The following is a 14,347-nucleotide window of genomic DNA, read 5'->3' as shown; positions in this document are numbered from 1 at the left end:
CCTCTTACATATTTTTCATTTATACTCTCTTACTCTATTTCTTTACTAATTCTTTCGGTGCATGAATCCAGCTCATCATTTCACGAAGCTCTGCTCCCACTTTTTCTAATTGATGATTTTGTTCTGCTTTTTTCATTGCGTTATACGTCGGACGCCCTGCTTGATTTTCTAAAATCCATTTCTTCGCAAATTCACCTTGCTGAATTTCTGTCAGAACACGCTTCATTTCCTTCTTCGTTTCATCTGTAACAATTCTCGATCCTGTTACATAATCTCCAAACTCTGCCGTATCTGAAATAGAATGGCGCATAGTCGTTAATCCACCTTCGTACATTAAGTCAACAATTAGCTTTAATTCATGCAAACATTCAAAGTATGCAATTTCAGGACGATATCCACCTTCCGTTAACGTTTCGAACCCGGCCTTCACAAGTGCAGTTACCCCGCCGCAAAGTACAGCTTGCTCACCAAATAAATCCGTTTCGGTTTCTTCTTGGAATGTCGTTTCAATTACCCCCGCACGTGTACACCCTACACCTTTTGCATACGCCAGTGCTACATGTAGCGCTGTTCCCGTCGCATCTTGATGCACTGCGACTAATGCTGGAACACCATTTCCTTCTTGAAATACACGGCGAACGAGATGACCTGGACTTTTTGGCGCGACCATCGCTACATCTACGTAACTTGGCGGATTAATTTGTCCGAAGTGAATGTTAAATCCATGTGAGAAAAGTAACATTTGTCCTTCACGAAGATTCTCTTCTACCTCTGCTTTATACACATGAGCTTGCTGTTCATCTGGCAATAACATTTGTACAACTTGTGCGGTTCGAACCGCTTCTGAAACAGACATTACTTCAAATCCATCCGCTTTCGCTACTTCATACGACTTACCAGGACGAACACCAACTACAACCTCTACACCAGAATCACGTAAATTTTGTGCTTGCGCATGACCTTGTGATCCATAACCAACTACTGCAACAGTTTTTCCTTGTAATAACTCTACATTTGCATCTTTTTCATAATATGTTTTCATATTCCATACACTCCTTATAATTTATTTACTTGCAGAACATCAATTAATTTTTTCAACTGACTAACAAGTAATGTCGCTTCATTTTCAGTACAAACTGCTGTGAGTTTCATTTCAGAAACACCACTAGTATCTCTTTCTTTTAAATGTAAAGAAGAAATATAATAACCACGCCGAGCAAAAATCCCACTTATACGTAATAAGACGCTTGGCTCGTTATGAATAACGAGTGAAAAAGTATGACTCATTCTTCCCACCTCTTCATAATCATTTCGTTATTCCCTTTGTTTGGCGGAACCATCGGAAATACGTTTTCACCTTCTTCTACACAAAAATCAACTACGACAGGACCTTCATAAGCAAATGCTTCTAACATCACTTGTTTTGCCTCGGTTGAATTTGTTGCTCTTAATCCCTTTACTCCATAAGCTTCTGCTACTTTCACAAAATCTGGTGATCCAATTTTTGATTCTGATAAACGATTTTCATAAAACATTTCTTGCCATTGCCTTACCATCCCTAAAAATTTGTTATTTATGATAAATACTTTTACAGGGATATTATTTTCAGCAATTGTTTGTAGTTCTTGAATGTTCATTTGAAAAGAAGCGTCACCTGCAATACAAATGACAAGTTCTTCTTTTTTAGCTAGCTGAGCACCGATTGCTGCTGGAAAACCAAACCCCATCGTTCCTAATCCTCCAGAAGTAAGGAACGTCCGAGGTTTTCTTGCTTTATAGAAGTGAGCAGCCCACATTTGATGCTGTCCTACTTCTGTTGTGACAATCGCTTCACCATTCGTTAATTCACTTACTAAGTTGATCACATGCTGTGGTTTTAACTCAGATTCTTTTTGCTTATAAGAAAGTGGATATTCTTCTTTCCATGCCTTTACTTTCTGAAGCCATTCGTCTGTTTGTGTATAAATAGACATATGTAACAACATGTGTAACGCTTTTTTCACATCACCAACAATCGGATGCTCTACAGTTACATTTTTATGAAACTCAGAAGGATCAATATCAATATGTACTTTTTTCGAGTTCGGAGAAAAAAGTTCTAATTTTCCTGTTACACGATCATCGAAGCGAACACCTAATGCAAGTAGTAAATCACATTCTGTTACCGCCATATTAGCAGCGTATGTCCCATGCATACCAAGCATCCCTAGAAACAATGGATCTCCCGGTGGATATGCACCAAGTCCCATTAAAGTTGAAACGACTGGAATACGGTTCTCCCTTGCGAATTCGAAGAGTTCATCGGATCCACCTGAATGAATGACACCTCCTCCAATATAAAGAAGTGGACGCTTTGATTTTGAAATTGCTTTAGCCACCTCTCTAAGTTTCATGCTGTCTGGTACAAGTTCTGGTTTGTACCCCGGAATATCAACTTCTTCATTAAAGAAACTGGTGACTTTTGCATTTTGAACATCTTTTGGAATATCGATTAATACTGGTCCCGGTCGTCCGCTTTTGGCGATGTAAAAAGCTTCTTGCACAACTTGTGATGCATGATTTACATCACGAACTTGGTAATTATGCTTCGTAACAGGTACTGTAATTCCGACAACATCCGCTTCTTGAAATCCATCTTTACCAATTAAAGGCGTCGCAACTTGACCGGTAATGACAACTAAAGGAATCGAATCCATATAAGCGTCTGCTAAGCCCGTAACTAAATTTGTCGCCCCTGGGCCAGAGGTAGCAAAGACTACCCCGACCTTTCCAGAAACTCTCGCATATCCTTCAGCCGCATGAATGGCAGCTTGCTCATGACGAGTTAAAACATGTTTCAAACCACTTTCGTATAACGCATTGTATACTGGTAAAATCGCTCCGCCTGGATAGCCGAAAACGGTCGTTACACCCAATTTCTTCAAACATTGAATCACGTGCCCAGCGCCTGTCATTTCTTCATACTGTAACTTCTCATACGCTGTATACTGCTGCTTCATTTCCATTAACTCCTCTCCTTATTTATGCTAAGCTTTCCGTCAGCCCGGGAACACGTACTCCTCTTTCTCTCGTTAATTTTTTAAATTCTTCGGTCAATTGTTTCGTTACACTTCCTGGTTTCCCATCTCCAATTTCTCTCGAATCAACTTTTACAACTGGAATTAACTCCGCTGCTGTTCCTGTTAAAAATACTTCATCCGCTACATATACATCATGGCGAGTGAACGGTCTTTCCTCACACGGAATACTCAGTCGCTCACATAGCTCGATAACACTATTTCTCGTAATACCTTCTAATGCTCCTAAATAGGATGGCGGGGTTAATACTTTTCTATCTTTCACAACGAAAACATTATCACCAGAACCTTCACAAACATATCCTTGTTGATTTAACATAAGAGCCTCTAACACTCCTGCTTGTGCTGCTTCAATTATCACAAGTACGTTATTTAAATAATTCATTGACTTAATACGTGGATCTAACGCATCTGGCGTATTACGTCTTGATGCAACAGATACAACGCTTAGCCCATTATCATAAAATTCTTGTGGGAATAACTTTAATTGTTCTGCAATGATAATTACGCTCGGCTTCACACAACTTCTCGGATCGAGCCCTAAGTCACCTTTTCCTCTTGAGACAATTAAGCGAATGTAAGCATCAGTATATTCGTTTTTTTGGAGTGTATGTAAAACTGCTTCTTCCATTTCTTCTACCGTCATTGGAATTGTTAGTAAAATAGATTTCGCTGATTCATACAATCGTTTCACATGTTCTTTTAAACAAAATACATTTCCTCCGTAACTACGAATCCCTTCAAATACACCGTCTCCGTATAAAAAACCGTGATCATATACTGAAACAACTGCCTTTTCTTTTTCTACAAATTCCCCATTCATGTAAATGTACTGGTTTCCCATCTCACATCGCTCCTCTTTTTTTCTCTATTTTTTGCAACCTATTTCTACATCGATTGCTGAGATGAGTATTTTTAACAGAATATTCAGTATATAAACCTTAAAAATATACTCGTCTCAACAATCGATTACTTACATACTTGTAGCAATCCATTGCTGAGACGAGGGAATCGTGGTACCACTCAGCTTCCTTATACTTCTCACGAAATATAAGCTCTGCAAGTCCAATTAGACTTTTGTTTTTCTATCGGGAACAACCCCGCTACTTTTTACTAGTTTTCAAAAGTAGTGCTCCAAGGTGATTTTCAATGAGTGAATTGTTACCACCCTCACAGCCTCGGGGCAGCTCTCTGAAACAATCTTTATCATTTACTCTCCTCTTCTACGCATTCTCTTCTTCTATTTTTAAAAATAAAAACTCTCGCCTCAGCAATCAACTACTACAATTTAGTAGCTTTGATTGCTGAGGCGAGAGTTTCGCGTTACCACTCAGCTTCCTTATACTTCTCACGAAATATAAGCTTTGTAGGTCCAATCAGACCTCCGTCCTTTTACCGGAGACGATGCCGCCGCCCTCTACTCAGTTTCCCTTTCGCAAGCGATGCTCCGAGGTGATCTTCAATGATTCGATTGTTACTACCCTCACAGCCTTGGAGTAGCTCTCTGAAACGATCATAATCATCTACTTTCCTCTTCTTTGCATATACAACATATAAAATTAGAAAATTCTTAATTAACTTTTATTTGTTACACGTATTATAGGACGTTGTTCTTTTCGTTGTCAACATGTTTTTTCAAAAAAATCAAAATTCATTCTATTTATTTTTTCTCAAATCAAAATTGGAATGCATTACTTACATACACTCATATATTACTTAAGTATGTTTGCATTACTACATAAAGAAAAACTTATAAAGTTTATGAGGAGATGAGGAAACTATGTTAAAAGGGAAAGTAGCGTTAGTTACAGGAGCAAGCCGAGGAATTGGACGAGCAATCGCTAAACGTTTAGCAAATGACGGTGCATTGGTTGCTGTTCATTACGGTAATCGAAAAGATGACGCTGAAGAAACTGTTCATGAAATTCAATCAAATGGTGGCCAAGCTTTTTCTATCGGCGCAAATTTAGAATCCTTACACGGTGTAGAAAACCTTTATAAAGCTTTAGATACTGAATTACAAAAGCGCACTGGTGAAACACAATTTGATATTTTAATAAACAATGCTGGCATTGGTCCTGGTGCTTTTATTGAAGAAACGACTGAACAATTTTTTGATAGAATGTTTTCAGTAAATGCAAAAGCACCATTCTTTATCATTCAACAAGCACTGCCACGTTTACGTGACAATAGCCGAATTATTAATATTTCATCCGCTGCCACCCGCATTTCTTTACCTGATTTTGTTGCATATAGTATGACGAAAGGCGCTATTAATACAATGACTTTTACGCTAGCAAAACAGCTTGGAGCACGAGGAATAACGGTGAATGCAATACTTCCAGGATTTATTAAAACAGATATGAATGCAGAACTCTTGAGCGACCCGATGATGAAGCAGTACGCTACTACTATTTCCGCTTTCAATCGCTTAGGTGAAGTAGAAGACATTGCCGATACTGCTGCATTCCTTGCTTCTCCAGACAGCCGCTGGGTTACTGGACAATTAATTGATGTGAGCGGAGGATCTTGTTTGTAAAAAACATATATTTTCAAATCTTTTTTATTGCGCAATAAAACAATTTATATAATACTATATAAAACATATACATTTAGGAGGATTACAGCAATGTCCGAAAAAACATACGAACTCGCAACCTTCGCAGGCGGTTGCTTTTGGTGCATGGTAAAACCATTTGATGAACTTCCTGGTATTCATAAAGTACTTTCTGGCTATGCAGGAGGTCATGTAGAAAACCCAACATATGAACAAGTAAAAGCTGGAACATCTGGACATTTAGAAGTTGTTCAAATTACATTCGATCCTTCTATTTTTCCTTATCAGAAATTACTAGACTTATATTGGCCACAAATCGATCCAACTGATGATGGCGGACAATTTTTTGACCGTGGTCCATCTTATCGTACCGCTATTTTTTATCATAACGAAACACAAAAAGGGCTTGCTGAAAAATCAAAACAAGCTCTTGCAGAAAGCGGTATGTTTAAAGATCCAATCGTGACTGAAATTCGTCCTGCTGCACCTTTTTACGAAGCAGAGGAATACCACCAACATTTCTATAAAAAGAATCCAGAGAAATATGCTACTGAGCAAAAAGAATCTGGGCGTGAAGACTTTATAAAAGAAAATTGGCAAAAAAAATAATAAAAACGCATCGTGCTTTTTTAGTACGTTGCGTTTTTATTTTTGATAAAAGTACCATACAATTAACAGAACAATTGCTGTTAGTGACCAAAGTACTATCTCGTTTTTCACTCTATTCTTTTTCTTAGTCATTTCATTCCCTCCTAATAACTATTAAACATATTCAATTTTTTCTTTGTTTAATTGTCCATCTTATATACGTGAATACATCCTTACAAATTCTAATAGCAAGACCACCAATAATTCCGATTGCAATGGAAATTACTAGCATCTGTCCAAAACTAAAAGAATTTGTGTACATTATGTAGAGAACGATACATATAAGTAAAACATCCGGTAAAGAAAGTAAAAACCTTTTAAGCATTCCTTTATCTCCTCTATACTTTTTAATTTATATCTTCTACTGTAATTTTGAAATAAAATTTGTTCAAAAATTCCATTTACACCCTCATTTTATGAAAAATAATAAGAATCCCTTTTCAAAAGAGATTCTTATTCAGCAGATTTAAGTTTAATTATTTTCTACATATCCTATTCCATAATTACTCCTAAAATAGAATAATATTACTAATGATTTATTGTAAATTGACTATTTGCCAGGTAACCGAATGTCGCGCCAGCTAACTACATCGCATTGGCCAAATTCATTATTACCTACCGCGATCACCGTGCCGTCTGATTTTAGTCCGACTGTATGTGCACAACCAGCCGCTATCGCTACAATATCTCTCCAATCACTTACGTTACATTGACCATACTCATTCCAACCCACTGCCACCACGGTACCGTTTGATTTAAGTCCGATTGTATGATTCGTACCAGCCACTATTGCTACAATATCTCGCCAGCCACTTACATCACACTGGTTATGTTTATCATTCCCCACTGCTGTCACCGTACCGTCTCGTTTAAGACCAACAGTATGAAGATACCCAGCCTTGACCGCTACAATACCTCGCCAGCTACTTACATTGCATTGACCATATCGATTATTCCCCACAGTCGTCAATGTGCCGTCCAATTTAAGACCGACTGTATGCCAGTCACCCGCTGTGACTGCCACAATACCTTGCCAACTGCTTACATTGCATTCTCCTTCTTTATTTCGGCCCACCGCTACTACCGTGCCATCCGATTTCAGGCCAATAGTACGACGCCACCCTGCCGCAACCGCTACAATATTATGCCAATCGTTTACATCACATTGTTCATGCTTATTCCAACCCAGTGCTACCGCAGTACTGTCACATGTAAGACCGATTGTATGAGCATTACCCGTGTTCGTTGCCATATGAACATTGCCCACTGCGACTGCTTCAATATCTCGCCAGCCACTTACATTACATTCCCCTTCTTTATTCCGGCCCACCGCTACTACCGTGCCATCCGATTTCAGGCCAACTGTATGACAACGCCCCGCCGCTATCATATCTTTGGGCCATCGCTTCACTTTTTCTTTCGATAAAAGGTAATCCATGTTTTACCTCCTTGCATATAAGCAACTGTATCATAATAGATATTTTTATCAAATTTCATTATAAATCTACATTTACAAAGAACGCTTATTTTACTTCTTCAAAAAATAAAAACCTCCAGTTTAAATACTAGAGGTTTTCTCGTTATTTCTTCAATCGCTCAATAAAATCATGTAATTTATCAAGTGACTTCATATTCTGATTGCAAGCTACACCATCTTTGCAAATGTAGTTTCCCTTTTTAATGAAAGTTCCTGGTACATCGCCTTTAATTTCAACTAAAAACATTCCTACTTCTTCATGTCCATGACATAACGAACAAATGCTTTTTTTATTTAAACTTTGGAACGTTCCTTGCAGACCAACAAATTTATTTTTATCATTTTTCGCTATAATAAATTTCCTGCTTGACCCCTTATCAATCCAGCTTAAATAAGATATTTCTTTCATATCCATTTCTTCCATATCAGGAAGTTTTAACTTTTTCGCTTTAGGAAATAATTTTTTTAATGTTTGTGCTGTAACTTCTTGAAACGGAATTACATACGGATTTATTTTCATTAAAAATGATTCTGCATCTTCTCTATTTTGAACTGTTAATACCGTATCAATTAACTCTTTCTGTTCATCCGTTAAATTCTCAAATACATGTATTATCTTTTCAATCGCAAGCGATTTTAACGCTTGAATTACACCTCTATCATTTGCCGTTGCATGCCCGTTTGCTAAAATATAAGCTTGTGATTTTATAAAATTATATTGATCACTTCTAATAAACGCTTCCATCTTTATCACTCCATACAAATTGTTGATCTAGTTTTATTGTATACAATGATTACATTTTTTGATATGTAAAAGATAACTTAGAAACAAACATTACATATATCACTTATTCTCTACCGCTGCATTTCCTGACAAAAGAAGCCATCATCTGTTTTCCATTCCGCATATAATACGTCTTCAAATTTAGTAATTCCTTTTTGCTTTATTTGTTTATAAAGCCATCCTTCATCAAATCCCGCTTCCCTCAAATTATCCTTAACTACTTTTCCATCACTAATTAATGAAATTGGTAAGTATACAGGCTTATGTTTTAAACTTAAATCATTTATAGTAGGAGATTCGTATTTACTTTTTTTCAGAACGCTTATGTTTCCGTTCGGTTCCAATATCATATATTCAACTTCTCGGATTGAAAATATATCTTTTTGTTGCCTAAGCATTTGTTGTAATTGGTTTATATCCAAATGATTTACGCTTAATTGTTCACGATCAATCTTTCCGTTACGAATAATAATTGAAGGATACCCTTCAAAAAACCTTCTTGTTCCTCTTACTTTTTGTGTTATCACTTCTATAGTATAAATTAAAATTACCCAAACAAATACTGAATATAAAATAGACCATACTTTAATTTTAGGATCATATATTGAATTTCCAACGAGCTCACCTAGGACGATTGCAGAAATAAAATCAAATGGCGTTAGCTGAGATATTTGTGTTTTCCCTAATATTTTTGTAGCAATTAATAGAACAAAAAAACCAACTAAAAGCTCTATCGTTATTTGTCCAATATGATTCATATATGTTCACCTTTCTACTTTTCAAGTGCTCTGTATACCATTTAATAAAAAAACGGCACATTTTTTCTATTATCATGCCCGTTCACACCTCATATATCCAATACACATAAAACAAAAAGAGTCTGATTCAAAGTAATATATGAATCAGACTCTTTTCCTCTTATTTAGAATACACAATCTTTTTAATCGTTTCCCCAGAAAGAAAATATTCTTCTGCAAGTTGATGAATAGCAATCCCACTTTTAAACGCTTCTTTAATTGCTTTATTTCTTTCATCTAGTTGTTTTCTTCCGCCAGATCGTGTACCCCATTTATAATGTTTCGTTTCTTGTTTCGGAATGTAAATTGTTTCACCTTGTATATACTTTTGAATTTCAGTAATTAAACTCTCTGGTAAAACAGCATTAGCTTTTACGTATTTCATTTCTGCTCGCCCCTTATTTTTTATGGTTCATTTCAATAAGGTGCAAAGCCAAATATAAAAAATGATACGAGCTCATATAGGCGATTGTATATTACTTGTCTACCTCACGCAAAGTATCGCCATTTCCATACTTGGCTTTGCATGAGACGTTGCAGTGTCTGGCAATTGAATTATAATCGCCATATAAACACCTCCTAATATACCTTTTGCATTTTATTATATGATAAATTCCTTCTCCTTGCATCCACACCCTTCTTAAAGCACGAAATTACTTAGTTTGATATAATACTTTTTAACTGAATTAAAAATCATTGTGAGGTTACATTATGAAGAAAAAAATTATCATTACAATCGTTACACTATTCTTTATTATCACGGCATTATTCGGAACATACAAATTTATGAACGCAAGAAGCTTTCAATTATTTGGAGATTTAACACAACGCGTAGAAACAAATGAAAAAGTGATTGCTTTAACTTTTGATGATGGCCCTACTAACAATGTAAAACAAATATTACCGCTACTAGATAAATACAACGCTAAAGCTACTTTCTTTTTAATTGGAAATGAATTAGAGCAAAATTTATCGTTAGGAGAAGCTATCGCGCAATCTGGGCACCAACTCGGAAACCATACATATTCTCATAATAGAATGGTTTTCAAAACACCTTCTTTTATTAAAGATGAAATAGAAAAAACGAATTCATTAATCCGCCAAACAGGATTTACAGACGAAATTGATTTTAGGCCCCCTAACGGTAAGAAGTTAATAGGGCTGCCATATTATTTAAATAAAAACAATATCGAAACAATCACATGGGATCTTGAGCCCGATACTTTTTATAAATCTGCGGCTGATAAAATTAAATACGTTAATAAAAATGTAAAACCAGGTTCTATCATTTTACTGCACTCTATGTATGATGAGTCAAATGAAAATTTACAAACGATTGAAGGTATTTTAGATTCTTTATCTAAGAAGGGCTATCAGTTCGTAACAGTAAATGAATTGCAAAAAAGAGCAAAATAAAAAGGTAGCGTATCTTTGTATGATACGCTACCTTTCTTTTTATATAATGCCAAGTACATTTAAGAATACGATAATAATCGCAATTGGTGCGATATAACGAAGTAAGAATAACCATAATACGAATAGTTTATAACCTTTATTTTTACTTACACCTAGCTCTTTCATTAATACATCTTTCTTCATTTTTAAAGGAACAAAGATAGAAACTAATAATACACCAAGTGGCATTAATACGTTACTTACTGCATAGTCCGCTAAATCAAAGACTGTCTTCCCGAAAATCTTCAGATCACTTAATATACCGAATGATAATGCTGATGGTACCCCAACAACGAAGATTAATAACCCTACGATTAAGGCCATTTTTTCACGTTTCCCTTTACCTTTTGATGTTAACGATGCAACACTAATTTCTAACATCGAAATTGCTGATGTAATCGTAGCGAAGAAGAATAGTAATAAGAAAACGATGAAGAATAATTTTCCGAATGCCATTTTACTGAAAATAGCTGGCAATACGATAAATAATAGTCCTGGTCCTTGAGATGGTTCCATCCCAAATGCGAACACAACTGGGAAAATTGCAAGTCCTGCAAGTAATGTAATAACAAGAGTTAAGGCTACGATAGAAAATGCTGAACGTGGTAAGCTTTCTTCTTTCGGTAAGTATGAGCTATACGTTACCATAACGGCTACCCCAACAGATAATGAGAAGAACGATTGCCCCATTGCGTATAAAATAACTTCTGATGTTACATGTGAGAAATCAGGTTGTAAGAAGAAACGAACGCCTTCTCCAGCACCATCTAACGTAAGTGCACGAACGATTAATACAAAGAATAAAACGAATAGTGCTGGCATGAAATATTTATTTACTTTTTCAACACCATTTTGTACACCTTTACTTACGATGAAAATAGTAATAAGGATGAATAATAGCTGTGATCCAACTGCTAAATATGGATTGGAAATGATTTCACCAAACGTAGCTTCGTATGCTCCATTTCCTTCCCATAGTCTACCTGTAATTGCATTCCATAAATATAATAAAATCCAGCCTCCTACAACACTGTAGAAAGAAAGTAATATGAAACATGTTACAATTCCTAATTTACCTAACCAAGGCCATAACGTTTTAGGAGCAATCTCTCTATATGCATCGACAGCCTCTTTTTGTGTACTTCTTCCAATAACAAATTCAGCTAATAATAGCGGTAAACCAATTAATAATGTGAAACCGATGAAAATTAGGAAGAACGCTCCGCCTCCTCCAATGCCGGCCATATATGGGAATTTCCAAATCGCCCCAAGACCAATTGCCGAACCTGCTGCAGCTAATACGAAACCTAATTTCGATGTCCATTGCTGTGAATTCATTTGTTAATCTCCTCTCTATCTCTTTTTCTTTGTTACAATTCGGTATTTATATTGTTCTATCAATACTCTTTTCTAATACGTTCACTTCCTCCCTAATAATAAAAAAACGCCCCTACGTAAATACGTAGGGACGACAAAATTATCGCGGTACCACCCTAGTTGTGAAGAACACTAAGAAACCACCTAAATAAAAACGCCCCTACGCAAAAACGTAGGGACGATAAAATATCGCGGTACCACCCTAGTTATGAAGCCACACCAAAGTTAGGACCTAAATAAAAAACGTCCCTACGTAAATACGTAGGGACGATAAATATCGCGGTACCACCCTAGTTGTGAAAAAATCTTCACCACTTTATTTGATAACGGTATAAACTACCGTCTTTCATTTCCTCAAAATATGAGATTTATGAAAGATGCTCCAGGACGAACTTCATGAATAATCTATATACTGATTCACACCAACCATCAGCTCTCTGAAATAGGGAGATATTCACTACTATACCCTTTCATTGCCCAAATATTATTTTCCGAATTGATTACTATCATTTTTATCACACATTAAAAATAGTGTCAACTTATATTTCGAATTTTTATGTATTACAATCTATTTAAAAATTCGAAATATAAGTTTTAGTTTAGAAAACAAGTAGCTTAGTACATAACGAATTCTAACAGGCAATAGAAAAAGAATTACGTATTATTGATACTTATTCAATAATACAAATCATCTAGAAACATAACCTGTCTCTCTGTATTCATTTTTTAAGAGTTTGATGGATACCAAGAAAATTTCGCATCACTATCCAGTGGTCTATTTTTCGTTTCTTCTTTAATTACACGAAACCATTCATTTAGAATTTGATTTTTGGGCAATTGAGCAGCAAGGCTATCTTCCCAAATTATATGTGAGAACCAGGCTTTCGTTTCCCATTCAAACTGCAATTGTGCGAACGAAATTATAGGGTGATCAGCTCCACGAAATTGCTCATTTACTGCATTTGAAACTTCTGGAGCTTGCGGTAACAACTCGTTCTGAATTCTATTTCTTATCGTCTCATTTTCTAGCTGATCCCAGAAATACAATTGCCCATTTATTTGATAAAAAATATCAAATGAAGCCTCACCTTTCTTCAAATTCAATAACACGAAGGCACGTTCCACATCATTGTCAGCCGCTTTTACAGCATTAACAATTATATTTTGTGCCATTGATACCCAGTAACTAGTCGCTTCCTCTACCGGTGATTCAACATACAATTCTTCACTTAATTCATGAAGAGTAGCTTCTTGCTCATTTACTTTTTCAACTTTTTTAAAAAACCTATTAAAAAACCCCATAACTTCCCCCTTATTACTATTTTCTATTTCACAAAATAAAAAATAGATTTTTCTTGCTCATCCACATTTACTCCTGGCGCGTATGTATGAACTTGTTGCAACACTTCTTCTATTAGCAACTCTAACTCCTGCACACTTTTTTCTGGATTCCCTATTAATGTGTCCGCCATACGTTCATATAATTTTTCAGGTTTAATAGTCATTCGTTCCACATTATTAGGCATCCATTTAAACGCTGGATGATGTACGTACATTTTATTCAAACCAAATAAAACACCGAATATGTTCCTTTGTACTTCGCAAATAACGTCATAAAGCATAAGCCAATCTTTCCGTTTTAAAAGCGCCTTTCGATTGTGCCAACGATTACTTAACCATAGATTTTCTGAAATCATCCGTTTTGCTAGTTCATCTGAATATGCCGCTACTTTTTCTTTTAATTCATTCACTTTCCCTTCTCCATACAAACTAACACCATCATGAATGGATGATACAATACATTGTTTTTCATAACTTATATCATATTGATCCACCACATCCGAAATCACTTTCTCTACTGTCTCTGTTAAAAAGTTACTAATCTCTAATTTAATTCCCTCTTTCGTTAAATACGTTTCCGACCATTCTTCTTCCTCATACGGATGATACGATAATATTGTCCCATCAATATGATGAATAGGGGCCCTACGATCCTCATCTTCTGGCGGTGTTGACCATAAAATATGTAATTCTATATCTGAATGTTCATCTTCAAGCTTTCTAGCTACTGAACCCGCTAAAATAATAGCTTCTACTTTCGGATTTTTCCTATAAATCTCTGACATCTCTATCGCTTTCTCTTTTAATCCCATTTCATTTCCCCCTAAAATTGCA

General features: G+C 35.9%; 15 protein-coding genes and 3 other annotated features. Of the genes, 3 read left to right on the top strand and 12 right to left on the bottom strand.

Features of this window, described 5'->3' with window-relative positions:
- Window positions 1-34 precede the first annotated feature (34 nt).
- From ilvC to ilvE, 4 genes are read right to left on the bottom strand one after another with little or no spacing between them, the layout of a single operon-like run.
- Window positions 35-1,042 (bottom strand): ketol-acid reductoisomerase, encoded by a 1,008-nt coding sequence (gene ilvC, locus V7S45_RS08790; protein ID WP_000861143.1) that lies wholly within the window; start codon window positions 1,040-1,042, stop codon window positions 35-37.
- A gap of 14 nt (window positions 1,043-1,056) precedes the next feature.
- The gene (locus V7S45_RS08785) at window positions 1,057-1,287 is read right to left on the bottom strand and encodes an ACT domain-containing protein (protein ID WP_000019909.1); all 231 of its coding nucleotides are present in this window, start codon (window positions 1,285-1,287) and stop codon (window positions 1,057-1,059) included.
- Window positions 1,284-2,999: an acetolactate synthase large subunit gene (ilvB, locus tag V7S45_RS08780; protein WP_025687237.1), complete on the bottom strand. Its 1,716-nt coding sequence runs from the start codon at window positions 2,997-2,999 to the stop codon at window positions 1,284-1,286. Before ilvB ends, V7S45_RS08785 begins: the two co-directional genes overlap by 4 nt.
- A 22-nt stretch (window positions 3,000-3,021) precedes the next feature.
- Entirely contained in the window at window positions 3,022-3,921 is a 900-nt protein-coding gene (gene ilvE / locus V7S45_RS08775; protein ID WP_342761742.1) for a branched-chain-amino-acid transaminase, read from the bottom strand.
- Window positions 3,922-4,072: 151 nt separating this feature from the next.
- Window positions 4,073-4,312 (bottom strand) — a binding site (T-box leader).
- A 67-nt stretch (window positions 4,313-4,379) separates the two neighbouring features.
- Window positions 4,380-4,625 (bottom strand) — a binding site (T-box leader).
- Window positions 4,626-4,857: 232 nt separating this feature from the next.
- Here ilvE and V7S45_RS08770 point away from each other — a divergent pair.
- Together V7S45_RS08770 and msrA are read left to right on the top strand one after the other, a co-directional pair.
- Window positions 4,858-5,616 (top strand): SDR family oxidoreductase, encoded by a 759-nt coding sequence (locus V7S45_RS08770; RefSeq protein ID WP_000911802.1) that lies wholly within the window; start codon window positions 4,858-4,860, stop codon window positions 5,614-5,616.
- 90 nt (window positions 5,617-5,706) lie between these two features.
- A complete protein-coding gene (gene msrA, locus V7S45_RS08765) occupies window positions 5,707-6,243 on the top strand; it encodes a peptide-methionine (S)-S-oxide reductase MsrA (protein ID WP_001291883.1) in 537 nt (178 codons plus the stop codon).
- A gap of 163 nt (window positions 6,244-6,406) precedes the next feature.
- Here msrA and V7S45_RS08760 read toward each other — a convergent pair whose 3' ends face one another.
- From V7S45_RS08760 to V7S45_RS08740, 5 genes are all read right to left on the bottom strand, one after another.
- Window positions 6,407-6,607: a hypothetical protein gene (locus tag V7S45_RS08760; RefSeq protein ID WP_000919314.1), complete on the bottom strand. Its 201-nt coding sequence runs from the start codon at window positions 6,605-6,607 to the stop codon at window positions 6,407-6,409.
- 225 nt (window positions 6,608-6,832) lie between these two features.
- Entirely contained in the window at window positions 6,833-7,720 is an 888-nt protein-coding gene (locus tag V7S45_RS08755) for a hypothetical protein (protein ID WP_025687238.1), read from the bottom strand.
- Between the two features lie 142 nt (window positions 7,721-7,862).
- Window positions 7,863-8,504 carry an elongation factor G-binding protein gene (locus V7S45_RS08750; protein ID WP_025687239.1) on the bottom strand — a complete coding sequence of 214 codons (642 nt, stop codon included), beginning with the start codon at window positions 8,502-8,504 and terminating at the stop codon, window positions 7,863-7,865.
- Between the two features lie 110 nt (window positions 8,505-8,614).
- Window positions 8,615-9,301 carry a DUF421 domain-containing protein gene (locus V7S45_RS08745; RefSeq protein ID WP_001015543.1) on the bottom strand — a complete coding sequence of 229 codons (687 nt, stop codon included), beginning with the start codon at window positions 9,299-9,301 and terminating at the stop codon, window positions 8,615-8,617.
- A 160-nt stretch (window positions 9,302-9,461) separates the two neighbouring features.
- A complete protein-coding gene (locus V7S45_RS08740) occupies window positions 9,462-9,725 on the bottom strand; it encodes a CD3324 family protein (protein ID WP_000878325.1) in 264 nt (87 codons plus the stop codon).
- A 326-nt stretch (window positions 9,726-10,051) separates the two neighbouring features.
- Between V7S45_RS08740 and V7S45_RS08735 the strand changes: the two genes are divergently transcribed.
- Window positions 10,052-10,756 carry a polysaccharide deacetylase family protein gene (locus tag V7S45_RS08735; protein ID WP_000726853.1) on the top strand — a complete coding sequence of 235 codons (705 nt, stop codon included), beginning with the start codon at window positions 10,052-10,054 and terminating at the stop codon, window positions 10,754-10,756.
- Between the two features lie 39 nt (window positions 10,757-10,795).
- Here V7S45_RS08735 and V7S45_RS08730 read toward each other — a convergent pair whose 3' ends face one another.
- From V7S45_RS08730 to V7S45_RS08720, 3 genes are all read right to left on the bottom strand, one after another.
- Window positions 10,796-12,133: a sodium-dependent transporter gene (locus V7S45_RS08730; RefSeq protein ID WP_001088187.1), complete on the bottom strand. Its 1,338-nt coding sequence runs from the start codon at window positions 12,131-12,133 to the stop codon at window positions 10,796-10,798.
- 299 nt (window positions 12,134-12,432) lie between these two features.
- Window positions 12,433-12,655 (bottom strand) — a binding site (T-box leader).
- Between the two features lie 243 nt (window positions 12,656-12,898).
- Window positions 12,899-13,474 (bottom strand): hypothetical protein, encoded by a 576-nt coding sequence (locus V7S45_RS08725; RefSeq protein ID WP_000505543.1) that lies wholly within the window; start codon window positions 13,472-13,474, stop codon window positions 12,899-12,901.
- Between the two features lie 23 nt (window positions 13,475-13,497).
- Window positions 13,498-14,325, bottom strand: a complete 828-nt coding sequence (locus tag V7S45_RS08720; protein WP_000523174.1) for a DUF4037 domain-containing protein — start codon at window positions 14,323-14,325, stop codon at window positions 13,498-13,500.
- Between the last annotated feature and the right edge of the window lie 22 nt (window positions 14,326-14,347).

Origin of the sequence: Bacillus sp. BR3(2024), from assembly GCF_039134555.1 — a bacterium.
GTDB lineage: Bacteria > Bacillota > Bacilli > Bacillales > Bacillaceae_G > Bacillus_A > Bacillus_A cereus.
The sequence above is the reverse complement of the archived record's forward strand: the minus strand, read 5'-3'. Positions and strand labels throughout refer to the sequence as shown.